The sequence below is a fragment of the Streptomyces sp. UC4497 genome (assembly GCF_054871485.1).
In genome coordinates, this window is sequence record NZ_JBTYHB010000008.1 from 66,430 (window position 1) to 90,640 (window position 24,211).

22 protein-coding genes are annotated in these 24,211 nt (G+C 71.2%); 10 read left to right on the plus strand and 12 right to left on the minus strand.

From position 1 onward, the window contains the following. Positions 1 to 34: 34 nt before the first annotated feature. The 7 genes from ACYSUO_RS13535 to ACYSUO_RS13565 all read right to left on the minus strand — a co-directional run bounded on the left by ACYSUO_RS13535 (position 35) and on the right by ACYSUO_RS13565 (position 8,786). A complete protein-coding gene (locus ACYSUO_RS13535; RefSeq protein ID WP_461776314.1) occupies positions 35 to 1,456 on the minus strand; it encodes a PP2C family protein-serine/threonine phosphatase in 1,422 nt (473 codons plus the stop codon). 242 nt (positions 1,457 to 1,698) lie between these two features. Beyond that, on the minus strand, positions 1,699 to 3,303 hold the full coding sequence (locus ACYSUO_RS13540) for a glycoside hydrolase family 13 protein (protein WP_461776315.1): 1,605 nt from the start codon (positions 3,301 to 3,303) through the stop codon (positions 1,699 to 1,701). A gap of 33 nt (positions 3,304 to 3,336) precedes the next feature. Further along, a complete protein-coding gene (locus ACYSUO_RS13545) occupies positions 3,337 to 4,212 on the minus strand; it encodes a carbohydrate ABC transporter permease (RefSeq protein ID WP_461776518.1) in 876 nt (291 codons plus the stop codon). A 28-nt stretch (positions 4,213 to 4,240) separates the two neighbouring features. Beyond that, positions 4,241 to 5,194 (minus strand): carbohydrate ABC transporter permease, encoded by a 954-nt coding sequence (locus tag ACYSUO_RS13550; RefSeq protein WP_461776316.1) that lies wholly within the window; start codon positions 5,192 to 5,194, stop codon positions 4,241 to 4,243. A 59-nt stretch (positions 5,195 to 5,253) separates the two neighbouring features. After that, entirely contained in the window at positions 5,254 to 6,642 is a 1,389-nt protein-coding gene (locus ACYSUO_RS13555; RefSeq protein ID WP_461776317.1) for an ABC transporter substrate-binding protein, read from the minus strand. A 185-nt stretch (positions 6,643 to 6,827) separates the two neighbouring features. Then, positions 6,828 to 7,829, minus strand: coding sequence for a LacI family DNA-binding transcriptional regulator (locus ACYSUO_RS13560; protein ID WP_461776318.1), 1,002 nt, complete (start codon positions 7,827 to 7,829; stop codon positions 6,828 to 6,830). Positions 7,830 to 7,928: 99 nt separating this feature from the next. Continuing rightward, a complete protein-coding gene (locus tag ACYSUO_RS13565; RefSeq protein ID WP_461776319.1) occupies positions 7,929 to 8,786 on the minus strand; it encodes a universal stress protein in 858 nt (285 codons plus the stop codon). Positions 8,787 to 9,031: 245 nt separating this feature from the next. Between ACYSUO_RS13565 and ACYSUO_RS13570 the strand changes: the two genes are divergently transcribed. The 3 genes from ACYSUO_RS13570 to ACYSUO_RS13580 all read left to right on the plus strand — a co-directional run bounded on the left by ACYSUO_RS13570 (position 9,032) and on the right by ACYSUO_RS13580 (position 11,195). Beyond that, the gene (locus ACYSUO_RS13570; RefSeq protein WP_461776320.1) at positions 9,032 to 9,619 is read left to right on the plus strand and encodes an Rv1733c family protein; all 588 of its coding nucleotides are present in this window, start codon (positions 9,032 to 9,034) and stop codon (positions 9,617 to 9,619) included. Between the two features lie 282 nt (positions 9,620 to 9,901). Beyond that, positions 9,902 to 10,360 (plus strand): cyclic nucleotide-binding domain-containing protein, encoded by a 459-nt coding sequence (locus tag ACYSUO_RS13575; protein WP_461776321.1) that lies wholly within the window; start codon positions 9,902 to 9,904, stop codon positions 10,358 to 10,360. Between the two features lie 127 nt (positions 10,361 to 10,487). After that, on the plus strand, positions 10,488 to 11,195 hold the full coding sequence (locus tag ACYSUO_RS13580) for a response regulator (protein ID WP_461776322.1): 708 nt from the start codon (positions 10,488 to 10,490) through the stop codon (positions 11,193 to 11,195). 11 nt (positions 11,196 to 11,206) lie between these two features. On the opposite strand, the gene ACYSUO_RS13585 is transcribed toward ACYSUO_RS13580, so the two are convergent. Together ACYSUO_RS13585 and ACYSUO_RS13590 are read right to left on the minus strand one after the other, a co-directional pair. Next, the gene (locus ACYSUO_RS13585) at positions 11,207 to 12,946 is read right to left on the minus strand and encodes a sensor histidine kinase (RefSeq protein WP_461776323.1); all 1,740 of its coding nucleotides are present in this window, start codon (positions 12,944 to 12,946) and stop codon (positions 11,207 to 11,209) included. Between the two features lie 77 nt (positions 12,947 to 13,023). Beyond that, positions 13,024 to 15,375 carry a helix-turn-helix transcriptional regulator gene (locus ACYSUO_RS13590; protein ID WP_461776324.1) on the minus strand — a complete coding sequence of 784 codons (2,352 nt, stop codon included), beginning with the start codon at positions 15,373 to 15,375 and terminating at the stop codon, positions 13,024 to 13,026. Positions 15,376 to 15,658: 283 nt separating this feature from the next. Here ACYSUO_RS13590 and ACYSUO_RS13595 point away from each other — a divergent pair, with 283 nt between their 5' ends. Further along, complete coding sequence (locus ACYSUO_RS13595) at positions 15,659 to 16,387, plus strand: PP2C family protein-serine/threonine phosphatase (RefSeq protein WP_461776325.1); 729 nt, start codon at positions 15,659 to 15,661, stop codon at positions 16,385 to 16,387. A 116-nt stretch (positions 16,388 to 16,503) separates the two neighbouring features. Beyond that, positions 16,504 to 16,767 (plus strand): DUF5133 domain-containing protein, encoded by a 264-nt coding sequence (locus tag ACYSUO_RS13600; protein ID WP_461776519.1) that lies wholly within the window; start codon positions 16,504 to 16,506, stop codon positions 16,765 to 16,767. A 10-nt stretch (positions 16,768 to 16,777) separates the two neighbouring features. Here the strand turns inward: ACYSUO_RS13600 and ACYSUO_RS13605 are convergent, their stop codons facing one another. Next, positions 16,778 to 16,999 (minus strand): hypothetical protein, encoded by a 222-nt coding sequence (locus ACYSUO_RS13605; protein WP_461776326.1) that lies wholly within the window; start codon positions 16,997 to 16,999, stop codon positions 16,778 to 16,780. Positions 17,000 to 17,132: 133 nt separating this feature from the next. Continuing rightward, complete coding sequence (locus ACYSUO_RS13610; RefSeq protein ID WP_461776327.1) at positions 17,133 to 17,702, minus strand: DUF4232 domain-containing protein; 570 nt, start codon at positions 17,700 to 17,702, stop codon at positions 17,133 to 17,135. A gap of 171 nt (positions 17,703 to 17,873) precedes the next feature. Between ACYSUO_RS13610 and ACYSUO_RS13615 the strand changes: the two genes are divergently transcribed. The 3 genes from ACYSUO_RS13615 (at position 17,874) to ACYSUO_RS13625 (ending at position 21,373) form a co-directional block, all read left to right on the plus strand. Continuing rightward, positions 17,874 to 18,521, plus strand: coding sequence for a TetR/AcrR family transcriptional regulator (locus tag ACYSUO_RS13615; RefSeq protein WP_461776328.1), 648 nt, complete (start codon positions 17,874 to 17,876; stop codon positions 18,519 to 18,521). 171 nt (positions 18,522 to 18,692) lie between these two features. After that, positions 18,693 to 20,306: an MDR family MFS transporter gene (locus ACYSUO_RS13620; protein WP_461776329.1), complete on the plus strand. Its 1,614-nt coding sequence runs from the start codon at positions 18,693 to 18,695 to the stop codon at positions 20,304 to 20,306. A gap of 134 nt (positions 20,307 to 20,440) precedes the next feature. Further along, on the plus strand, positions 20,441 to 21,373 hold the full coding sequence (locus tag ACYSUO_RS13625) for a sigma-70 family RNA polymerase sigma factor (RefSeq protein ID WP_461776330.1): 933 nt from the start codon (positions 20,441 to 20,443) through the stop codon (positions 21,371 to 21,373). On the opposite strand, the gene ACYSUO_RS13630 is transcribed toward ACYSUO_RS13625, so the two are convergent. Next, positions 21,349 to 21,792, minus strand: a complete 444-nt coding sequence (locus ACYSUO_RS13630) for a GNAT family N-acetyltransferase (RefSeq protein WP_461776331.1) — start codon at positions 21,790 to 21,792, stop codon at positions 21,349 to 21,351. The genes ACYSUO_RS13625 and ACYSUO_RS13630 overlap by 25 nt on opposite strands. Before the next feature lie 213 nt (positions 21,793 to 22,005). Between ACYSUO_RS13630 and ACYSUO_RS13635 the strand changes: the two genes are divergently transcribed. Together ACYSUO_RS13635 and ACYSUO_RS13640 are read left to right on the plus strand one after the other, a co-directional pair. Further along, positions 22,006 to 22,704, plus strand: coding sequence for a maleylpyruvate isomerase N-terminal domain-containing protein (locus tag ACYSUO_RS13635; protein ID WP_461776332.1), 699 nt, complete (start codon positions 22,006 to 22,008; stop codon positions 22,702 to 22,704). Positions 22,705 to 22,889: 185 nt separating this feature from the next. Next, positions 22,890 to 24,206 carry an ABC transporter substrate-binding protein gene (locus ACYSUO_RS13640; protein ID WP_461776333.1) on the plus strand — a complete coding sequence of 439 codons (1,317 nt, stop codon included), beginning with the start codon at positions 22,890 to 22,892 and terminating at the stop codon, positions 24,204 to 24,206. The last annotated feature ends 5 nt before the right edge of the window (positions 24,207 to 24,211 follow it).

Sequence of the window (24,211 nt, forward strand, 5' to 3'; positions counted from 1 at the left end):
AGCAATGCGCACGAAGAGCAAGGCGTGTACGCCGTCAGGAACCGATCCTGGCGACGAGAACACAGGCGTCGCCCTCGCGCTCGCCCTGACCGAACTCCTCCCGGAGCACACGCACGCAGTCCTGTGCGTCCCGGGCCGCGGTCAGCGGCTCCGCCAGTGCGAGCAGCCGGCCCACGGACGCGGTCGAGCCACGCCGTGGCACGAGTCCGTCGGTGTGCAGGAGCAGCAGGTCTCCGGCGCGCAGCGGCTCTTCGGCCTGCCCGTAGCCGGCGCCGGACGAGGCACCGAGGAGGACACCTTCGGGCGGTGTGAGCGCACGCCCTGTCCCGTCGCGGAACAGCAGTGGGGCGGGGTGTCCCGCCTGCGCCCAGGTCAGTGCCCGGGGCGTGGGGTCGTAGCGGCAGCACAGGGCGCTGCCGAGCGCGGGCTGCACGGACGAGTCGAGGAGGTGGTTGAGGGAGCCGAGCAGCTCGCCGGGCGGGGTGTCGCACATCGCCATGCCGCGGACAGCGCCGAGCAGCATCGCCATGCCGGAGGTGGCGGAGACGCCGTGCCCGGTGAGGTCGCCGACGGTCAACAGGGTGCGGCCGCCCGGCAGTTCGAGCGCGTCGTACCAGTCGCCGCCGACGAGGTTGCCGACGGAGGAGGGGAAGTAGTGGGCGGCCAGATCGAGGCCGCCGGGACCGCTGCGCGGGAGCCGCAGGGAGCCACGCCACGGCGGTAGCACGGCTTCCTGCAGCTCGACCGCGAGCCGGTGCTCGGTCTGCGCGATGTGCCGCTGGCGCTGGAGCGAGTCACGGGTCTCACTCACCGCGCGCTGGCTGCGCCGCAGTTCACTGACGTCGCGAACGACCGCCCACATCGAGGCGGTCGCGCCGTCGGCGTCGAGCACGGGCTCGCCCATCATGTGCACCGTGCGCACGGATCCGTCCGGGCGTACGACGCGGAACTCCCCGTCGATCGGCTTGCCGTCGATCAGGCAGTCGGTGACCATCGCGGTCAGTCTCGGCTGGTCGTCGGCGTGCACGAGTGCGGGCAGTTCGTCGAGCGTGAGCGCGGGGGCGGCGGGGTCCCTGCCGAGGATCTGGTACAGCTCGCCGGACCAGGTGGCCTCGTCGGTCAGCAGATTCCACTCGGCGCTGCCCACCCGGCTCAGCAGGGAGCCGGGCGGCGGCGTCGCGGTGACCCGCTGGGAAGGCAGGCCCGCCACCAGGGGGGCGGGGCCCTCCCGCAGCTGTGCCAAGTGCCGGTCGAGGTCGCTGAGTTGGTGCACCGCCAGCTCGTACAGGGCGCGCTGCCAGCGGGACTCGGGATCGGCCTCGTCCGTCATCACCGATTCGCGGCGCACCGCGTCGACGTCGCCGAGCAGGCGGCGCGTCTGCGAGATCAGTGCGTCGACGGCGCCACGCTCCGGCGGTTGGCCGGCGGGGCGGTCCGCGAAGGTATGGGGCGGCATGAGGAAACTCCGATGCGGGGCACGATGGCCGGGGCTGACGGAAGGACCGCTAAAGACTCTGGCACAGGCCGCGTTGCCCCGTAAGGGATTTGGCCATACACGATGCGGTGGTGCTTATGGCATATGCCATTGTCCTTCAGGTGGTCTCTTTCGTGGGTTGCGTTCGAACGCACGGCCGGGGATGGCGTATGCCGCGTTCATACGTGCGGTGATGCGTACCCCTCCGATCGGCGTAGTCATTCCTACGTGCGCAGCCAGGCCGCCGTATCGCCCGGCAGTCGGCCGTCGCCGTCCAGTGCGTCGCTGGTCAGGAACACCTCTTGGTGGGGCGGAAGCGGGGTGGGCTCCGTGCCGAGGTTCACGACGCACACGAGGCCGTCTCCGCGGGCGAACGCGAGCACCCCGTCGGGAGCGCTCAGCCACGTCAACTCGTCGCCACGAAAGCCGGGTTGGCTTGCCCGCAGGTGCAGGGCGCTCCGGTACAGCGAGAGCATCGAGCGCGGGTCGCCCTCCTGGCGCTCGGCGGCGTATGTCCCCCAGCCGGGCGGCTGCGGCAGCCATGCCGCGCGGCTGTCGGGGTCCCCGAAGCCGTACGTCGCTCCGTGCCCGGTCCACGGCAGCGGCACGCGGCAGCCGTCGCGGCCGGGGTCGACGCCGCCCGACCGGGCGTGCATCGGGTCCTGGATGTGCGCACGGTCCACCTCCACCTCAGGCAGGCCCAACTCCTCGCCCTGGTACAGGTATACGGAGCCGGGCAGGGCGAGCGAGAGGAGCGCCGCCGCGCGGGCCCGGCGCAGGCCGAGCCCGAGGTCGGTGGGGGTGCCGAACCGTTTGGTGGCGAAGTCGAAGCGGGTGTCGGCGCGGCCGTAGCGGGTGACCGTGCGGGTCACGTCGTGGTTGCACAGCACCCAGGTCGCGGGCGCGCCCACCGGGGCGTGGAAGGCGAGGGTGGCGTCGATGGACGCCCGGAGTGCGGCGGCGTCCCAAGGACGGGCGAGGAAGTCGAAGTTGAAGGCGGTGTGCAGCTCGTCGGGGCGCAGATAGCGGGCGAAGCGCTCGGGGTCCGGGACCCACAGCTCGCCGATGAGGACGCCGTCGTAGGAGTCGGCGACGGCGCGCCAGGAGCGGTAGACGGCGTGCAGTTCGTCGCGGTCGACGTAGCCGCTCGTGTCGTCCTGCGCTGCGTCCGCGAGCGCCGGGTCCTTGGCGAGGAGGGCCGCTGAGTCCACGCGCACGCCCGCCGCGCCCCGCTCGAACCAGAACCGCAGCACGTCCTCGTGCTCCTGACGTACCGCCGGATGCGCCCAGTTGAGGTCGGGCTGCTCCGGCGTGAACAGGTGCAGGTACCACTCGCCGTCCGGCACCCGGGTCCAGGTGGAGCCCGAGAACTGGGAGGGCCAGTTGTTCGGCGGCAGCTCGCCGTGCGTGCCGCGGCCCGGCCTGAAGTGGAACAGCTCGCGCTCAGGGCTGCCGGGGCCCGCTGCCAACGCGGCCTGGAACCAGGGGTGTTGGTCGGAGACATGGTTCGGCACGATGTCCACGATCACGCGGATCCCGAGGTCCCGTGCCTCCTCGATCAGCTTCTCGGCCTCCGCGAGGGTGCCGAACGCCGGGTCGATCGCCCGGTAGTCCGCCACGTCGTAGCCGCCGTCCGCGAGCGGCGAGCGGTACCAGGGAGTGAACCAGATGGCGTCCACGCCCAGCCGGGCCAGATACGGCAGGCGGGGCCGGACGCCGGCGAGGTCGCCGGTGCCGTCCCCGTCGCCGTCGGCGAAGCTGCGGACGTACACCTGGTAAATGGCAGCACTGCGCCACCAGTCGTCGACCACCACGAAGGGTCCTTTCACGCAAGGGTGTTGGGTGTGCGGAGCGGGACGGAGTCAGCCCTTGAGGCCGCCGGCGGTCAGGCCGCTCATGATGTTCCGCTGGAAGAGCAGGAAGAGGATCAGCGTCGGCACGGACGCGATGGTGAGCGCGGCGATCAGCTGGTTCTGCGGGACGCCGTTGGACAGCGAGTAGATGCCGACGTTCAGCGTCTGCTTCGCCGGGTCGGGGAGCGTCAGCATCGGCCAGAGGAAGTCCTTCCACACGCCGACCACCGCGAAGATGGAGACGACGCCGAGGATCGGCCGGGAGATCGGCAGCACCACCGAGCGCAGGGTGCGCAGCGCCGAGGCGCCGTCGATGGACGCGGCGTCGAGCAGCTCCTGCGGGATCGAGTCGAAGAACCGCTTGAGCAGGAAGATGTTGAAGGCGTTGGTGACGGACGGCAGCCAGATCGCCCAGGGGCTGTTCAGCAGATTGCGCTCGAAGATCGGCACGTCGAGGACCGTCAGATACTGCGGGACGACGAGCACGGTCGCCGGGATCATCAGTGTCGCCAGCATCATGCCGAGGATGACGTTGCCGAACAGCGGGCGCAGCTTGGAGAGCGAGTACGCGGCGGCCACGTCGAGGACGAGCTGGAAGGCGAGCGCGCCGAACGCGTAGTAGAGCGTGTTGAACAGGAGTTTCGCGAGGTCCATGACCTGCCAGGCCGACTGGTAGTTCTTCGGGTGCACGCTGTCGGGCACCAGGGTCGGCGGGGACTGGACGATCTCCGCCGTGGTCTTGAGGCCGCCGGTCACCATCCAGTACAGCGGGCCGAGGAAGACCAGCGTGAACAGGGTCATGGTGAGGCCGAAGACCGTCCAGTAGAGGATCTTCCCGCGCCGCCGGCCGAGCTGGGCGGGGGAGATCAGGGTGCGGGGGCGCATCGTGTCGGTGGCCATGTGTGCCGTCTCCTCAGTCGTCCGATGCGCGGCTCAGCCGTACGTACACAGCGGAGAACGCCGCGAGCAGGACGAGCAGGACGAGGCCCAGGGCCGCCGCGCCGCCGTAGTTGTTGAAGTTGAAGGCGTACTGGTAGATCAGATAGACGACCGTGGTCGTGGAGCCCTCGGGGCCCGCGCCGTTCGTCAGCAGGAAGGGCTCGGTGAAGACCTGCATCGTCGCGATGATCTGCATCAGGAACATCAGCGAGAGGATCAGCCGCGTCTGCGGGATCGTCACGTGCCAGATCTTGCGCCACAGGCCCGCGCCGTCCAGCTCCGCGGCCTCGTACAGCTCGCCCGGGATCCCCTGGAGTGACGCCAGATAGATGAGCGTCGCGCCGCCCATGTTCATCCACGTCGCCGCGATGACCACGGACAGCATCGCGGTGTCGGTGGACTGCAGCCACTGCTGTTCCGGTATCCCGAAGACGCCGAGGATCCGGTTGAACAGGCCGTACCCGGGGTCGTAGAAATACTTGAACAGGAGCACCGAGGCGACCGGCGGAAGCATCACCGGGAGATAGACCAGCATCCTCAAGTAGCCCTGGCCGTGCCGGAATTCATTGAGCAGGACCGCGACGAGGAACGGCACGGCGAAGCCCAGGAGCAGGGCCAGGGCGGTGAACAGGAGGGTGTTGCGCCAGGCCTGCCAGAAGGCCGGGTCATTGAAGACGTACGTGAGATTGGACCAGCCGGCCCAGGTGGTGCGGCCGTCCTTCGTCTTCTGGAAGGCCAGCAAAAACTCCCTGACCATCGGGTACCAGGAGAAGAAGGAGAAGCAGAGCACCGCGCCGATCAGGAAGCCGTGGGCGGAGAGATTGCGTTTCACCGTGCGCGTCAACGAGCCGTCGCGCGGGGTGAGTTGGTGCTTTCGTGCGGGCGGTGCGGACTGCCGGGGCTTCGCGGGCAGCGTCGGGGCCGACATGGTCACTCCTCGGATCAAGGATCAGGTACCGGTGGGGTGTCCTGCGTGCCGTGGGCGTCCTACTGGTTGGCCAGCACCTGGTTGACCTGCTGCTCGGCACTGGACAGGAGCTTGTCCACGTCGGCGTTCTTGTTGGTCAGGACGCCCGACATGACGTTGTCGAGGACTTTGTAGACCTCCTGCGCCTTCGGCGGCTCCGCCTTGCCGCGCACCGGATTCGCCATGAACGGCTCGAAGTTGCGCACGGGCATGGTGGCGTTGTTCGTCCGCGACTGGAGGTCGTCCGCCTTCACGGCGCCGGTGAAGAAGTTGGGCTGTGGCAGGCCGACCGGGAGCTTGTCCTCCTTGGTCCTGGCCCAGTCGAACTGGCCCTTGCCGGGGGTGAGCGTCTTGAAGTTCAGCCAGGCGATCGCGGCCTTGATCTTGTCGGGGGACGAACCCTTCTTGATCATGTAGTCGTTGCCGCCGAAGAGCGTGGCCTTGCCGCCGGGGATCGGGCCCATCCCGAAGTTGTCGTAGTCGGCGCCCAGTTGCTGCACCATGTACGTCACGTCGTCGGGCGCGGCGAGGAACATGCCGAGCTTGTCCGACGCGATCTGCTTCTGGAGGTCGCCCCACTTCAACAGCTGCGTCTTGCCCATGCTGTTGTCCTTCCAGCGCATGTCGTGCAGCTGCTTGGCGACCTGCTTGCCGGTGGCGTCGTTGAACGCGGCCTTCTTGCCGTCGGGGGTGACGACGTCGCCGCCGAGCCCGTACATCGTCGCCGTGAAGTGCCAGCCGCCGGTGTTCTCCGCGCTGTACTCGCCGTATCCGGAGATGCCGTTGCCGAGCCCGGCGATCTTCTTCGCGGCCGTGCGCACGTCGGCCCAGGTCGTCGGCGGCTTGTCCGGGTCGAGGCCAGCCTGCTTGAACAGCTTGCGGTTGATGAGCAGGCCCATCGTGTAGTTGCTGGTGGGCAGGCCGTAGAGCTTGTTGTCCTTCTTCAGCGCGGCGAGCACGTTCGGGTCGATCGAGTCGAGCGCGGGGACCGTCTTCTTCGTGACGTACGGGGTGATGTCCTCGGCGCCGTTGTTGTCGAGCACCTGCTGGAGATCGGTGAAGTACGTGTAGAAGACGTCCGGTTGGGACTTCGCCTTGAGGGCGGCGGTGAACCGGGCCGGCTCCTCGCACTGTCCGGCGGTCGACTTCCCGTTGATCGTGACATTCGGATACTTCTTGTTGAACGTCTTCACGTCCTCGTTCCACTGCCGCCGCTCGGCAGCCTTCGCCTTCGGCGGCATGCAGTCGATGGTCAGCGAGACCTTGGTCTTCGGGTCGAGCGGGGCGCTGATGTCGGCCTTCGAGCCGGCGCCCGTCCCGTCGCCGTCGTCGGAGCTGCTGGTGCCACAGGCCGCGAGCGAGGCCAGTGCGAACGCGGTGACGACAACCTTCACGGAAGTGCTTCTCATCGGTGGGTCCCCTCAGGGCCTGAGCCTGTGCAGGCAGGAACGTGGAGGCCCGCGGCGCCGGGGTGGGTGAGACCGGGGCGCCGGAGCGAGCCACACTCAAGCACCGCCGACCGATGGGCGCAAGATGTCGCGCGTATTCCGCAAAAAATGAACAGGCGGGTTTGTCGGGGGAGTTGGGGCGCCTCCTACGACGCCGGGGCCGGCGGCGCCGTCGACCCGCGCACCACCAGTTCGGGCTCGAACAGCAGCTCACCGGGCGGCACCGAGCCGCCCTGGATCTGCGCGACGAGCATCTCGACGGCGGCCCGGCCCATCGACTCGATGGGCTGGCGCACGGTGGTGAGCGGAGGCTCGGTGCAGTTCATGAACGCCGAGTCGTCGTAGCCGACCACCGACACATCACGTGGCACGGAGAGCCCCGCGCGGCGGGCGGCCCGCACCGCGCCGAGCGCCAGGGGGTCGCTGGCGCAGATGATGCCGGTGATGCCGCGGGAGATGAGCCGGGTCGCCGCGGCGTGCCCGCCCTCCAGGGAGAACATGGCCCGCTCGACCGCCGCGGCCGGGAGCTTGCCCTCCATGGCGCGGGCCGCGGCGAGTTTACGCTGCGAAGGCATGTGGTCCTCGGGGCCGAGCACCAGGCCGATGCGCTCGTGGCCGAGCGAGGACAGGTGCCGCCACGCCTGCTCCACGGCGACCGCGTCGTCGCACGCCACGCACGGGAAACCGAGCCGCTCGATGGCGGCGTTGACGAGCACCACCGGCACCTGGCGTTCGGCGAGCCGCTGGTAGTGGCCGTGCTCGGCGTCCCCTTGCGCGAACAGGCCGCCCGCGAACACCACGCCGGAGACCTGCTGTTGGAGCAGCAGCTCCACGTAGTCCGCCTCCGAGACGCCCCCCTTGGTCTGCGTGCACAGCACCGGAGTGAGGCCCTGCTGGGCGAGTGCGCCGCCGATCACTTCCGCGAAGGCGGGGAAGATCGGGTTCTGCAGTTCGGGCAGGACCAGGCCGACCAGCCGTGCCCGTTCACCGCGCAGCTGGGTCGGCCGCTCGTAGCCGAGGACGTCGAGTGCGGTGAGCACCGACTGGCGTGTCGCCTCCGACACTCCGGGCTTGTTGTTGAGCACCCGGCTGACCGTGGCCTCGCTGACCCCGACCTTCTTCGCCACTTGAGCAAGTCTGCGCGTCATGGAGCGCAAGATTAGCGCAAGAACTTGCGTCCTGTTTGCGTGATGGCGACATTCGCCGAGGCCACGGTCGCTCGGCGAGGTGCGCCGAGGCCCGGGCGTTCAGCTGTGCGGGACGATCGCGACCGGGCTGGTCACATGGTGCACCACCGAGTGTGCGGTGCAGCCCAGATGGGCCACGTCGGTCTGCCGCCCCACCACCGTGAGGCTCGCCCCGGTGGCCGCCTTGAGGAGATGGTGGCCCGCCTGCCCGTACAGGAGCCGCTCCTCGACCCGCACCTCCGGATACTTCGTGCGCCAGGTCCGCACCGCCTCCGTGAGGGACCGGCGCAGCCGCTCCTCCTGGCGCGCGGCGTCGCCCGGCCTCGCCCCGTCCTGCCGGTCGCCGCGCATCGGCGGCAGCGTCCAGGCGTGCAGCGCCTGCAGCGGGGCGCGGCGCAGGGCCGCGGCCTCGAAGGCGTACGAGAGGAGCTCGTCGGCGGGCGCCGTCACATCGAGCCCCACGACCACGGGTCGGAAGTCGGGGCCTTCCCGCTCGTCCTCCGGCAGCCCGCCGGCCCGCACCAGGACCACCGGACGCGTGGCGCGCGCCGTGACCGCGAGGGCGACCGAACCGACGAGGAAGCCGGAGTAGCCGGTGAAGCCCCGCGAGCCGAGCACCAGGGTCTCCGACTCCGCTGCCGCCTCCAGCAGGGCGGCGACCGGCTGCTCGGCGCGGCGCCGGGCGATGATCTCCAGGGCGGGGTGGGCGTACGAGAGCCGGAGCGCGACCACGTCGAGGACGCCGCGGTCGGGCAGATCGACGTCCGGGAGCCGGGGCGCGGGCCGCTGAGTGCCCGCCGCCTGCACGAGCCGCAGCGGCAGGCGGCGGCGCAGGGCCTCGCGGGCCGCCCAGTCCGCGGCGTGCACGCTCTCGCGTGAAGCGTCCGTCCCGACGCTCAGTACGCGGCTACTGGTCATGACGGGAACCTCTCCGTGGCGGTGACGCGGACGGTGTGCCTCCGCCGCGGGTTCCACGCCTGGCGGTGGTCACTCGTGTGGAGCACGGACGGATCGGGTGTTCACGGGCCCCGGTGTCGGGGACCTTCTCACCGGTCCGACCTGCGCAGGCAGAGGCGAACCGGCCCTCGACGAGGGGCCGTTCGGCCCCTGTGCCGGACGGCCCGGGAGGGCGAGCGTGGCCTTACGCTGGCAGGGAGGTGACGATGACGACCTGCAAGAAGTTCAGGCAAGCCAAGGGGAACCCCCTGCGGCGCAGGTCGGACGCGGTCGAGGGGTGGGCGGCGCTGTTGCTCGGACTGCTCGCCCTCCTGATGGCGCCCGCCGCGGGTGCCGTGGCCGGCTGGGCCACCCATGCCGACGCCGCCGCGGAGGCCCGCATACAGGTGGCGCAGCGGCAGATGGTGCGGGCCAAACTCGTCGAGGACGCCCCGGACGACGTGCCGTCCCAGAGCGGCGTACAGAACACGGTCACGTACCCGGTCAAGGTCCGCTGGAGCGATGACGTACGAGGCAGCGTCGTGGCGACGGCCCCCGTTCCCGCCGGGCTCGAACGCGGCGATCGCACCACCGTCTGGCTCGACCCGGGCGGCCGGGTCACCACGGAGCCCTGGGGTACCGAGGCGATCTGGGCCCGCACGCTCACCGCCGCCTTCCTGGTCACCATCATCATCGCGACCCTCGCCCTCCTCGCCCGCTTCTTCCTGCGCCGCGCCCTCGACCACCGCAGGATCGCGGCATGGGAGCGCGACTGGAGCCGCGTGGGGCCCGAGTGGAGCCGGCGGCACGCGTAGAGCCGGGCCGCTGCTGCGTCGGGCGGGAGTTCGACGGCGCCACGGAGCGCCTGCTCAGGGGCCCGAAGGGGCCCACTGACAGAGCCGACAGGGCCCTGCGCCGGAGCCGTTCGGCCCCTGCCCCCGTGGGCGGGGAGCGGGCATCGTCGAGGTATCGCAAGGACGCCGTCCGGAAGACGCGATGACGACGCGGGAGCCCTGCTTCGCCGACAGCCGGGCCCCGGCGGCGTCCCCGAAGGGGAGCGCTCCGGCCGTCGCCCGAGCCCCGGAAGGAGTCCGCCCATGACCACCACGGCACCACGGATGAGTCAGACCCTGCCCGAGGAGTACCGCGGCCGGCTGATGCGCTTCGCCCGTGACATGAGCTTCCCGGAAGGCGCCCGGCTCTTCGCCGAGGGCTCCCGCGCCGACCGCTTCTGGATCCTGCGCACCGGCACCGTCGCCCTCGACATGCGGGTGCCGGGCCGCCACGCTCCCGTCGTCGAGTACCTCGGCCACGGCGAACTGGTCGGCTGGTCATGGCTGTTCCCGCCGTACGTGTGGCAGCTCGGCGCGCGGGCCGAAACCCGGGTCAGGGCCCACGAGTTCGACGCCTTCACGGTCCGCCTCCTGTGCGCGTCCGACCCCGACCTCGGCTCGTTCGTGGCCCAGTGGGTCGGCGGCGTGCTCGCCCACCGGCTCAGCGTCACCCGCACCCGGCTCCTCGACCTGTACGCCCCCTACGGGGCGGGGGCCGCGTAGTACGGACGACGGGCCCCAGGGCCGGACGATCGGTACCGTTCGGCCCTGGCGGATCAGTCCGTCCGGCCCCAGGATCAAGACGGGTTCGCACCCACCCGTGCGGGGACACCACATCCGAGGGGGCCGTATGCCACAACCACGAACGTTCTCAGCGGACCGGCCCATTCGCATCCTGCTGCTCGACGACCACGAAGTGGTGCGGCGCGGCCTGCGCGACCTCCTCGGGGCGGAACCCGACATGACCGTCGTCGGCGAGGCCGCCACCGCCGCGCAGGCGCTCGCGCGGGGCCCCGCGCTCCGTCCCGACGTGGCCGTGCTCGACGTGCGCCTCCCGGACGGCGACGGCATCACGATCTGCCGCGAACTGCGCGTGCTCATCCCGGACGTGAGCTGTCTGATGCTCACCTCGTTCGACGACGACGACGCGCTGCTCGACGCCATCATGGCCGGCGCGGGCGGCTACGTACTGAAGCAGATCAAGGGCTCCGACCTGGTCTCCGCGGTACGCACCGTCGCCGCGGGCGAGTCCATGCTCGACCCGGCGACGACGGCCCGCCTGATGCGCAGCCTGCGCGGTCCCGAGCAGGGCGGACCGGGCGGGACGACCGCCGGGGCGCCGGTGGTCGAGGACGTCGAACTGACCGACCGGGAGCGGGACATCCTCGCCCTGGTGGGGGAGGGGCTCACCAACCGGCAGATCGGGCGGCGGCTCTTCCTGTCGGAGAAGACGGTGAAGAACAACATCTCCCGGCTGCTCGCCAAGTTGGGCGTGGAGCGCCGGATCCAGGCCGCCGTGATCGCGACGAAACTGCCGCAGGACAGGCACCGACCGTGAAGGGGACCGGCTCACGCGCCCTGCGGCGGTGAGGCCAGCGGCACCGTCCACTCCAGGAGGGTGCCGCCGCTGTCCCGTGCCGCCGCCGTCAGCGCTCCGCCGCGCCGTGCCGCGCGGGCCGCGAGGTTGGCGAGCCCGCTGCGATGGCCGTCGGCCTCCGTGGCGATGCCCACGCCGCTGTCCGCCACGGTCAGCGTCAGCGCACCGCCGCGCACCACGAGCGCGACATCGGCGGAGGACGCGTGCGCGTGCCGGGCCACGTTCGTCAGCGCCTCACCGAGCACGGCGAGCGCGTCGTCGGCGATGGGCCCCGGCACATCCGCGTCGATCAGGCCCTCCATGCGCAACGACGGGGTGAAGCCGAGGACTTGGGCCGCGTCCTCCACCGCCCGTACGACCCGCACCCGCAGGCCGGATCCCGTCGGCGGGGCGCCGCGCTCGCGCAGGCCGAAGATCGTGGAGCGGATGATCTTGATGGTGGTGTCCAGGTCGTCCACGGCCCGCAGCAGGCGCTCCGCCGCCTCCGGGTGGTGCACGAACCGCTGCGCGCTCTGCAACGTCATGCCGGTCGCGAACAGCCGCTGGATCGCCAGGTCGTGGAGGTCGCGGGCGATCCGGTCGCGGTCCTCCAGGAGGCTCATCTGCTCCGCGTCCCGCCGCCGGTCCGCGAGTTCCAGGGCGAGCGCCGCCTGCCCCGCGAACCCGCCCAGCGGTATCAACTCGGCGGCGGAGAACGGCGCGTGCTCGGCCCGGCGGGCCAGCATGAGCACCCCGCGCACGCCCTCCGACGTGCCGATCGGCACCGCCACGGCGGGCCCGAGGCCGTCCCAGCGGTCCGGCTGGTAGGTGATCCGCGGGTCCTTGCGGATGTCGTCCGACGTGACCAACTCGCCCGCGGCGAGCGCCGTTCCGGCGAAGGTGCCCTCGCGCGGCAAGGTCACGTCGCTGTGCGCACGGGCGCGCTCGCCGAGCGCCAGCGTCTCGTGCAGCAGATGGTCGCCGGGGACGAGGAGGGCCACCACCCCGAGGTCCGCGGCGGTGATCTCCCGGGCCCGGTCCACCATGAGGCGCAGCACCTCGGCCTCGTCGGCGCCCGAGAGCAGACTCCCGGTGAAGTCGGCGCTCAACTGCAGCCAGCGCTCCCGGAGTCGAACCTCCTCGTACAGGCGCGCGTTCTCGATCGCCACGCCCGCGGCGGCACTCAGCGTCTGCAGCACCGCCACGTCCTCGTCGTCGAAGTCGCCGCCGCCGCGCTTCTGCGTCAGATACAGGTTCCCGAACACGTCGTCGCGGACCCGGATCGGCGTGCCCACGAAGGTGTGCATCGGCGGATGGCGCGGCGGGAAGCCCGCGGAGGCGGGGTGCCCGGCGAGCTCGGACAGGCGCAGCGGCTCCGGATGCCGGATCAGCTCGCCCAGCAGACCGTGCCCCGACGGCAGGTCACCGATCTCCGCGCGCAGATCGTCGCTGATCCCGACCGGCAGGAACTGCGACAGCTTGCGCCGGTCCTCGCCGATCACCCCGAGCGCCCCGTACTCGGCGTCCACCAGGACCACGGCCGCCTCCACGATGCGCCGCAGCACCTGGGAGAGATCCAGCTCCTGACCCACCGAGAGGACCGCCTCGAGCAGCCCCTGCAACCGGTCGCGGGTACGCCGGACCGCGCCGATGCGTACTTGAAGTTCCTCGAGCAGTTCGTCGAGCCGCAACCTCGGCAGCGGGCCCGACCCCCGTGCACCGTCCTCGGCCATCCGGCCTCCGTGGGCCTGGGTGAGGTGTCGTCTCGTACTCAAGGTAGCGGCTGTTCGCGCCCTTACGACCTGCTTCGTCACACCTCGGAGGGTGGAACGGCGGAGTCCGCGGAGGATGCGGCGTGCAGCGCGGCGATCTGGGAACGGGAGGTGAAACCGAGCTTGGTGAGGATGTGCTCCACATGGGAGTCGATCGTCCGCTTCGACACCACGAGCTTCGCCGCGATCTCCCGGTTGGTGCAGCCGTCGCCGACCAGGGCGGCCACCTGACGCTCGCGCGGCGTGAGCCCGTCGGTGGGGCCCGAGCGCTGCGGAGGGACGTCGGGGGACGGCGCCGAACCGGCGTCGAGCGCCAGGTCCAGCACGGTGTCGAGCGGCAGCGCCGCGCCTTCCTCGAACGAGTGGTGGTAACCGTCGGCACCGAGCACCTCGCGGGCCGGGTCCGCGGCCCGCGTGTGCAGTTCGTGCAGCACGGGGAGGCCGAACCTGGCCTCCTTCGCGGCCCGGCGCCACAGCGCGTCGGCCGCGCCCTGAAGCGTCGCGACCCGCTCGAAGCGCCGCAACTGCGCCGCGTGCCAGGCCAGTCCCTCCAGGAAGTGGGCGAGCCCCATCAGGTCGTGCAGCGCCGCCTTGCTGCGGATGCCCTCGCGGGCGCACTCCACGGACGCCTCGTGATCGCCCTTCAGCCACAGGCCCACGCTCTTGACCCACAGGGCCCAGCTGCGCGCCCACTGCTCGCCCGGATGCGCGGCGCCGCGCGCGAGCGAGTCGTCGCACCAGGCGATGCCCTTCTCGTGGTCGCCGGTGATGATGAGCATGAACCCGGCGTAGAAGCCCAGCATGAGCAGGCCGGTGTCGTCGCCGAGCGCCGTCATCCGGGCCCGGACTTCGTCGAAGTCGTCCGCGCAGCCCTCCATCTGTCCGAGGAAGTACCGGCGGTGCGCCTGGAAGGAGAACGTCCACGTGGCGCCGACCCGGTCGCCGATCCGCGCGGCGATCTGCTCGGCCTCCTTCAACAGCGCCTCGTTCTTGCCCCGTTCCCCCTGGATGTCCATGTACCAGCTGATCAGCCACAGTGCCTTGACGCGCTGCGGCGTGTCCTCGCGGCAGCCGTCCAGGGTGCGGCGCAGCCAGTAACGGCCCTCGGTGAGCAGCCCGGTCGCGTGCCAGTAGCCCCACAGCGCCGTCGCCATCTCCAGGCCGTCGCAGTGCAGCCGGGGCGTCGCGACGCAGTGCTCCAGGGCGATCCGGACATTGGCCTGGTCCCGTACGAGTGCCCGCAGCAGGGGGATCTGCGCGTCACCCGTCCACTCCTGGTCGAAGGCGCGCGCCGCGTCCAGGAAGTACTCCAGGTGGCGGCGCCGGGTCCGCTCCTCGCCGCCGAGCGTGGCGAGCTGCTCCAGGCCGTACTCGCGGATGGTGTCGAGCATCCGGTACCGCGTGCCCTCGGGGGTCTCGACCCGCACCACGACCGACTTCTCGACGAGCCCGATGAGCGAGGTCAGCACGTCCTCGACCGGCAGGACCTCCTCGTCGGCGCACACCACCTCGGCCGCCTGCAGGCTCAACTCGCCCGCGAACACGGACAGTCGGGCCCACAGCAGCCGCTCCGCCACGGTCGACAGGTCGTGGCTCCAGCCGATCGCCGTACGCAGTGTCTGATGGCGCGGCACCGAGGTGCGGCGCCCGCCGGTGAGCAGCCGGAACCGGTCGTCGAGCCGGGCCAGCATCTCGTCGAGCGACAGCACGCGCAGCCGGGAGACCGCGAGTTCGATGGCGAGCGGGATCCCGTCGAGCCGGCGGCACAGCGCCAGCACGTCCGTCCGGTTGTCCTCGCTCACCGTGAACCCCTGCACCGCCGCGGACGCCCGGTCGGCGAACAGTGCCAGCGCGTCGCACTCCCGCCCCGCGCCGTCCGCGGGCTCCGGCATGCTCAGCGGGCCGATCGCCAGGACGTGCTCCCCGGGCACGTCGAGCGGCTGCCGGCTGGTGGCGACGATCCTCAACCGGGGTGCGGAGCGCAGCAGTTCGTCGCAGAGCGCCGCGCACGCGTCGACCAGATGCTCGCAGGTGTCGAGCAGCAACAGCAGCTCGCGCCCCTCCAGGTGGTCGGCGATCACCTCGATGGCGGGCCGTGCCGCCTGTTCCGGCAGGTCGAGCGCCGCAGCGACCGCGTTCGCGAGCAGCGCCGGGTCGTGCAGCGCGGACAGCTCCACGAGCCGCACCCCGTCGGCATACCTCTCCCGCAACTCGCGTGCCGCACGCGCCGCGGTCCGGGTCTTGCCGACGCCGCCGGGCCCGGTCAGCGTGACGAGCCTGGCCCGCGTCAGCACGTCCGCGACCTGGCCCAGCTCCCGGCGCCGCCCGACGAAACTGGTGGTCTCGGCGGGCAGGTCTCCCGGCGTACGCCGGGTGGGACTGGGATTCATGCGAGCTCACCTCGTGCGGCGCGGATGCTGGCGACGGCCGTCGCCAGGCTAGAGGGAACAGGGCGCGAGCGAGCCCCCTTCACCGCACGACCACTCGAACGGGAATGGGAACATGGGGAGTTGGCACGTCCCCCGCGATTTCCGCACGCACTTCGGGGAAACCGTCACACGACGCGCCCGGCTGACTACACTTCCGGGAACGCCACGGCCGTCGCGCCGATCGAGCCGTGCCCCACCGGCACCACCGGAGCCGAGACGTCCGGACCCCTCTCGAAAGGCCCTCATGACCACCCGTCCGTCATCGACCACCTCCCTGCCCGAGACGTTCGGCACGCTCGGCGTCAGCGCCCGGCGGCTGGCGGCCGGCGCGGGTCCGGACGGCGGCGAGGGCGGCGATCTGCACGGCGTGGTGGACACGCCGTACGGGACCCGGCTGCTCATCGGGGACGTGATGGGCAAGGGCGCCGAGCTGTCCCGCACCGCCGACGCGGTCCTGCGCACCTGGCGCCGGCTCGCGTGCGTGCAGCGGACGTTGGAGGTGCTCGCGGTGCGGCTGCACTCGCTGGTCGCGCACTCCGAGGACCCTGACAGGTTCGTCACGGCCACGCTGGTGACGGTCGCGCCCGACGGGTCCGCGGAGGTGGTCTGTTGCGGGCATCCGCCGCCCCTCCTGATCCGTGACGGGTCCGCGGTGCCGGCCGCCGTGCCCGTCCCGGCGCCGCCGCTCGGGCTGCTCGACCTCGCGCACGGCTGGTGCGGCGCCGAGCAGATATCCGCGGCCTCCTGGGACCGCATGCTGCTGCACACCGACGGCGTCACCGAGGCCCGCGACGCGGACAGCGAGTTCTACCCCCTGGCCGAGCGCGCCACCGAGCTGAGCGCACTGCCGCTCGCCCCCTTCACCGCAGCGCTCTCGGCCGACCTGCTGCACCACGCCGGAGGCCGCCTCCAGGACGATGCCACCCTGCTGGCGCTGGAGCCGGTGAACTCCGCGCCGCCCGCCTCGCGCTGATGCCTGCAGGGGCGTTCCGAAATCCCGTCCCCGGGGTGTGTTTTGGTCTCCTGTGACAGGGGAGTCAGAGGGCGGACCGTGTGACAGCAGACGACGACGGAAGGGAGTGGCAGACCATGCTCCTCGCCCACCCCGCCCTGTTGACCGATCTCATCCGCGAGTACGAGATGCTCAGCGCGCTCGACGCCGACGAGGGGGGACCTGCCGCGCAGCGCCGGCTCGACGACATCGGATACAGCCTCTGCATGGCCACCGGCACGAGCGACGTGGACGCGGCACTCGTCGCCGCCCGGCACCGGCTGCCCGGGGCGCGCGTGCACGACGACTCGGCCCTCACCGCGCGAGTGCGCAGGACATCACGGGTGCCGAGCCACCGGTGAGAGTGGGACGTCAGCGCTCCTGGGCGCCGTCGACGGTGCCGATCGTCACGTCCGAGGCCGACCGCCCCGCCGTGCCGTCCGCCGCCGGGGTGTCGGCGCCGCCGGATGCCGTGATCACGCCGATGGCGACGGCGACCGCGGCGACAGCGCCGCCGAGCGTGAGTCGGGTACGTGTCGAACGCCGCCTGTGCCGCGAGGGGCGGGGACCACTCGGGTAGGGGAGATGCGCCATCGTGGTGCCTCGGTCTCGTGCGGACTCGTTACGGGGGAGTAACCCAAGGCTAGGGGCGGCGTACGGGGCAGCGGGCGAGGACCAAGGTCCCCGGTGCGTGGGCATTGGTCCCGACCGGGGGTTCGACAGGGCGTCAGACCGCCAGTGTGTCGCGGCCCGTGGTCTCCTCCTCCAGTACCCGCTGAGCCTGGGACGCCGAGGACTGCCACAGCGTCGTCACGGGCTCCCACACACGTACGCCGGTCGGTGAACCGAGGGTCAGCGCCTGGAAGCTGCGGCCCTGGTGATCGGGGATCGCGGCGACCGTCACGTACATGACGGCGGGCGCCTCGTCTTTCGCGTCCTCCGCGTCGGAGACCGACAGGACGGCCGCGTACGCCGTGTCGTGCGCGGCCAGCGTGCGCCCGGCGTGCGGCACCAGCGGCAGCGGCAGCGCCGCCCCGTCCAGCTCTCCGTACGTGACCGTCGGGACGCGGTCGACGAGGCAGGCCTTCGAGGAGTCGTTGCGCACGCTCAGCTTCAGGATGTCGGCGTTGTCGTCGGAGGGCTCGGCCCGCACGGTCACATCGTTCTCGCCGCAGCGCGCGAGTGCGGCGGGCGCGGCGGAGCCGGCCGCTCCCGCGGTGGGCGTGGTGAGTGCCGTCAGAGTGAGGGCGGCGGCCGCGGCCGCCGTGGCATGACGTGTGACGTGACGAGCGCGCATCGGAAGTCCCCAGTCCGTGGTTGGTCCGTCGTGGTCGTTGTGTGCCGCCAAAGGAATGAAATGCGGCGAATGCAGGCATACGACCCTAACGCGAATGTGTGACGCGAGGCACGTCGCGAGGCGGGGGGTGCAGTGCGCGCAAGGTTTGCACAGTGTGCAAGAATCACGCCCGTGACCGTCTCCGACCAGCAACCGAGCGCCCCCGCCGAGGGGCTGCGCGCTCGCAGGCGTCGCCAGACGCGCAGCGAGCTGCACGCGGCCACGGTCCGGCTGGCCCGGCAGCACGGCTTCGCGTCGGTCACGGTCGAGATGATCAGCAAGGAGGCCGGCGTCTCACCGCGGACCTTCTTCAACTACTTCCCCAGCAAGGAAGCCGCCCTCTTCGCTCTCCCCGGCACCGTGCCGCCCGCACTCGCGGAGCGGTTCGCCGCGGGGGAGGGGAGCGGGACCGACGCGGTGCTGCGCGACCTCGGCGACATCCTCGCCGACCACCTCCAGGAAGCGGCTCCCGAGCCGCAGGAACTGGAGGACTCGCTGCGCATCGCGGAGGGCGTGCCCTCGGTCCTGGCCACGTTCCTCGCCCAGTGCGAGGCGGTCGAACGGGACCTCGCCGGACTCATCGCCCGGCGCACCGGCACCCCGCCCGACGGCGAGGCGGCCGAACTGCTCGCGGGCGTCGCCATGGCGACCGTACGCAGCGGGATCAAGCGTTGGCACCAGTCGGGGACGCACGCCGACGAAGGTGCCGGGCCCGCCGAGCGCGTACGCGCATCCTTCGATGCGCTGCGGGCGCTGCTGGGACCGGCCGCCGTGAAGTAGGCGCGCCACCCGTGTGACCACCTCCCCCTCGCGGTCACCCACACAACTCCCCTCTCCCCGCTCCTCCCCGGATCGGCACCACCGAAGTACCCCGTACGCGGCAACCGCTCTCCCGCCGCAGGGTCAGCCCCGTACCACTCCACCCGCAACACCACATCGGAGAACACCGTAATGACGCACGCCCCCGCTTCCGAGGGCATCGACTCCGGCCCCGACCCGGCCAAGGGGATCGAAGAGAGCATCGCCAAGCCGCACAACTTCGGCCTGATCTTCGCCGCGCTGATGCTGACCATGCTGCTCGGCGCGCTCGACCAGACCATCGTCTCGACCGCGCTGCCGACGATCGTCGGTGAGCTCAACGGCATCGAGCACATGGCCTGGATCACCACCGCGTACATCCTCGCCGCCACCATCGGCATGCCGGTCTACGGCAAGCTCGGCGACCTCATGGGCCGCAAGAACATCTTTCTCGCGGGCATAGCCCTGTTCCTGGTGGGCTCGGTGGTCTGCGGACTCGCCCAGAACATGGGCACGTTGATCGCCGGTCGCGCCCTCCAGGGCCTCGGCGGCGGTGGCCTCATGATCACCTCGCAGGCGATCATCGCCGACCTGGTGCCGCCGCGTGAGCGTGCCAAGTACATGGCCCCGATGGGCGCCGTGTTCGGTCTCTCCTCCGTCGTCGGGCCGCTGCTCGGCGGCTGGTTCACCGACGAGCACTCCTGGCGCTGGGCGTTCTGGATCAACCTGCCGCTCGGCATCCTCGCGTTCTTCGTCGCCGCCGTCGCGATCAAGCTGCCGCGCAAGGCCGTCCAGGTCACGCTCGACTACCTCGGCACGGTGCTGATGGCCGCGGCCGTCACCTGCACGGTGCTCTTCGCGAGCTGGGGCGGCACGCAGTACGAGTGGTCCGACCCGCTGGTCATCGGCCTCGGTATCGGAGCGGTCGTCGCCTGGGTGCTGTTCTTCTTCGCCGAGAAGCGCGCCGCGGAGCCGGTCATCCCGCTGCACCTGTTCCGCAGCCCGATCTTCAACGTCGCCACCCTGCTCGGCATGATCGTCATCGGTCTCGGCATGTTCGCGATCGTCGGCTACATGCCCACCTACCTGCAGATGGTGTACGGCAAGTCGGCCACCGAGTCCGGACTGCTGCTGATCCCCATGGTCGTCGGCATCATGGGCACCGCCCTGCCGTCCGGCGCGATCATGTCCAAGACCGGCAAGTACAAGATCTACCCGATCGCCGGTACCGCGATCATCATGCTCACCGCGTACCTGATGTCGACGCTCGACGTGTCCGACCCGGTCTGGCTGGTGTGCGTGTACGTCGGTCTCGCGGGCGCGGGCGTCGGCCTGATGATGCAGACCCTCGTGCTGGCCGTGCAGAACGACTTCCCGGGCTCGGAGGTCGGCACCGCCACCTCCGCGAACAACTTCTTCCGGGAGATCGGCGCGACGCTCGGCACGGCCGTCGTCGGCGCCGTGTTCGCCAGCCGCCTCACCGACCAGCTGGCCTCGCGCATCCCCGCCGAGGCCGCCGCCAAGGTCGGCGACAGCGACTCGCTGACCCCGGCGCTGGTCCGCGCCCTGCCGGCCGACCTGCGCGACACGGTCGTCAGCTCCTACCAGGAAGCGCTCGTCCCGATCTTCCTGTACCTGCTGCCCGTCTTCGCGGTCGGCCTGGTCCTCGCCTTCGTCCTGAAGGAGAAGCCGCTCGCCGACAACGCCGACTGGCACGCGGAGAACGCGGGTCCCGCGGCCGACAAGGAGCCGGAGCCGGTCGGCTGACCTCCGCCCCCTGTCCCGTACGACCTGTGCCCCCGCCGCGCTTCCGGAGCGTGGCGGGGGCACATGCGATTCTCCTTTACGGCCAAGATGGGTGGCGCACCGCTACGACACGTCATCACGAAGGAATCCGACAGATGGCCGACGCCGAAGTCCTGGCCGCCCGCTTCGAGGAGCACCGCCCGCGGCTGCGCGCCGTCGCCCACCGGATGCTCGGCTCGTCCGCGGAGGCCGACGACGTGGTGCAGGAGGCGTGGCTCCGGCTCGGTCGCACGGACGAGGCCGGCTCCATCGACAACCTCGCCGCCTGGCTGACCACGGTCGTCTCCCGTATCTGCCTCAACGCGCTGCGCGCCCGCGCCACCCGCCGCGAGGACCCGCTGGAGGTCCAGGAGGACGAGAGGGGCGAAGGCCCCGTGGACCCGGCGGACGAGGCGGTCACGTCCGACTCCCTGGGCCTCGCGCTCATGGTCGTCCTCGACCGGCTTGCCCCGGCGGAGCGCCTGGCCTTCGTGCTGCACGACCTGTTCACCGTGCCGTTCGACGAGATCGCGCCGATCGTCGAGCGCACCCCCGCCGCCACCCGCCAGCTCGCCAGCCGCGCGCGGCGCCGGGTGCGCGAGGCCGACCCGCGCGCCACGGAGGCGGCCGACCGCGAGCGCCGCCGCGAGGTCGTCGAGGCCTTCCTCGCGGCGACGCAGGGCGGTGACTTCGAGGCGCTGCTCACCGTGCTCGACCCGGAGGTCGTGGTCCGCTCGGACGCCGCGGCCATCGCCATGGGCTCCGAGCCGGAGGTGATCGGCGCGCGTGCGGTGGCCTCGCTGTACGCGGGCCGTGCCAAGGCTGCCCGGCTGGCTCTGCTCGACGGCACGGCCGGCGTCGTGTGGACGCACGCGGGCACCCTCAAGGTCGCCTTCGCCGTCCAGGTCGACCTCACGACGGACCCGCCCCGCATCACCGGCATCGAACTCGTGGCGGACGAGCAGCGGTTGGCGTCGATGGACGTGGTGCCCCTGCGTCGCCGCAGGCGTCCGGCCTCCGGCGGTCAGTCCCCGGACGGCGCCGAATAACACCTGACGTCCACCAACTCGCCCGGCCCCCAATCCTGTTGGCCCTGCGCGAGGAACCGCCACCCGAGCCGTTCGTACAGCGCGATCGCGGCGGCGTCGGTGGTGACGACGTCGAGCACGGCCAGGGTGCCGTGTCGGCGGGCCTCGCGCGCTGCCCGCTCCAGAAGCGCCGCACCGAGCCTGTGACCGCGCGCGGACGGTGCCACGAACAGTCTCCCCACGACGGCGACGTGAGTGCCCGCCGGGACGAGGGTGGGTGCCACGTCGCCCGGGGCGGGCCGGGCCAGCAGGACGTGCCCGACGACGCGCTCGTCGTGGCATCCGACCCACGCGCCGAGAGTGTCTCCGTCACTCAGCCAACCCGCGGGATCCTTCGGCCAGTTGGTCGGATAGCCGTCCGCGTGATGCACGGCACGCATCGCTTCTACGCAGGCGGCCAGATCACTGCTCCGCCGCGCCCTGACACACGTATCCCCGCTCACCCCTGCACATCCATCTCGCCGCTCACACCCGCACACCCGTCTCGCCGCTCACGCTCGCGCACCCGTCCCGCCGCCTGTCCCGTCGAGGGCATCGAACCACACACGCCGAATGCGCTTGTCCCGCATCGCCGCCCCGCATAGCGTGCCGCCGTGGATCACTTCTCGCGTTCGGCGGATCTCTCCTCGCGTTCGACGGAACTCTTCTCGCGCTCATGGGCCGCGTTGCGCGCCGCCGTCGCCGACCTCCCCGAGCGGGCCTTCGAGCAGCCCTCGGGCTGCACCGGCTGGCTGGTGCGCGACCTGGTGTGTCACCTGGTCATCGACGCGCAGGACGTGCTGATCACCCTCGCCACCCCCGCGTCGACGGAGCCGACCGTCGACGCGGTGACGTACTGGCACGTGAGCGACGAGCCGCCGACCGGTGAGGACCCGCTCGACGCGCTGACCGTCCGCCTCGCCGCCGCCTATCAGGACCCGGCGCTGCTCACGTTCCACCTCGACGACGTCGGTTCGGCGGCGGGGCGTGCCGCCGGGCTCGCCGACCCGGACGCCCGCGTGAGTACGCAGGAGCAGGTCCTCACGGTGGGCGACTACCTCACCGCGTACGTCCTGGAGTGGACGCTGCACCACCTCGACCTGATCGCCCACCTCCCGGACGTGCCCGGGCCGCCGGCGGAGGGCCTGGCACGGGCGCGGGCGCTCCTGGAGGGGATCGCCGGCACCGCGTTCCCCGCGTCGTGGCGCGACGCGGACGTGCTGCTCGTCGGAACGGGGCGCCGGCCTGCGACGGAGCGGGAGAAGAGCGAACTCGGCGCGCCGGCCGGGAAGTTGCCCCTCGTGATCGGCTGACCGGTCGCCGCGGTACGCCATCGGGTCCGAGTCTTGAACCCGCTCCGCTCGCTCGGGGCCAGAACTTGTCGAAGTCCTTGACGCCTCAGCCCCTCGGCGCTTAACTCACGTCCTAAATTAAGTCCTGACGGCGTTCAGTTCCTGAACGCGTAGGACCACCCTCCGGACAAGGGACGCCTGGAGCCATGAGCAGAATCCACGCCGCCTGTGCCTGTGCCGTCACCCTCTCGCTCGCTTTCGCGGCCACCGCCTGCGGCGGCGGTTCGCCGACCAGCGGTGGATCCGACGACTCCCCGAAGACCCTCACGTACTGGGCCTCGAACCAGGGAGCCAGCGTCGAGGTCGACAAGAAGGTCCTCCAGCCGGAACTCGACAAGTTCGAGAAGCAGTCCGGCATCAAGGTGAAGCTGGAGGTCGTTCCCTGGTCCAGCCTCCTCGACCGGATCCTCACCGCCACCACCTCGGGCCAGGGCCCGGACGTCCTCAACATCGGCAACACCTGGAGCGCCTCGCTGCAGGCGAGCGGTGCCCTGTTGCCCTGGGACGCCAAGAACTTCGACAAGATCGGCGGCAAGGACCGGTTCGTCGCCTCCGCGCTGGGGTCGGCGGGCGTGCAGGGCAAGGACCCGGCCGCGGTGCCGCTGTACTCCATGGCGTACGCGCTCTACTACAACAAGCAGATGTTCAAGGACGCGGGGATAGCGAAGCCCCCGGCGACCTGGGACGAGGTCGTCGCTGCCGGCAAGAAGATCTCCAAGGGCGGCAAGTGGGGCATCGGGGCCGAGGGTTCGAACCTGTCCAACAACATCCACCAGGTCTTCGTCCTCGCCAAGCAGCACGGCGCCGACTGGTTCACCGCGGACGGCAAGCCCGACTTCACCTCGGCCGGCGCGGTCGCGGGCGTGAAGCAGTACGTCGACCTGATGGCCAAGGACAAGATCATCGCGCCGGGCAACGCCGAGTACGCGCAGAACCAGTCCCTGAGCGACTTCTCCAAGGACAAGACGGCGATGGTCCTGTGGCAGACCGCCTCCGCGACCTTCAAGACGCAGGGCATGAAGGAGGACGAGTGGGGTGTGGTGCCCGCTCCCGTGCAGTCCGGCGCGCCGGGCCAGGGCCGCGGCACCAACTCCATGGTCGCCGGTATCAACATGGCCGTCTTCAAGGACACCGACAACCTCGGCGGCGCCACCAAGTTCGTGAAGTTCATGACCAGTGACTCCGAGCAGAAGATCCTCAACAAGGCCTACGGGTCCATCCCGCCGGTCAAGTCCGCGCAGGACGACGCCGCGTTCAACGTCCCGGCCGTCGCGACGCTCAAGGAGACCATCGCCACGAGCGCGGCGCCGCTGCCCCAGGTCGCCGACGAGTCGCAGTTCGAGACCGCCGTCGGCACGGCCGTGAAGGAACTCTTCGCGGACGCCGCCGAGGGCCGGCCCGTCACCACCGCCACCGTCAAGGCCAAGCTCGCCAAGGCGCAGCAGCAGATGCCGACCAAGTGAGCGGA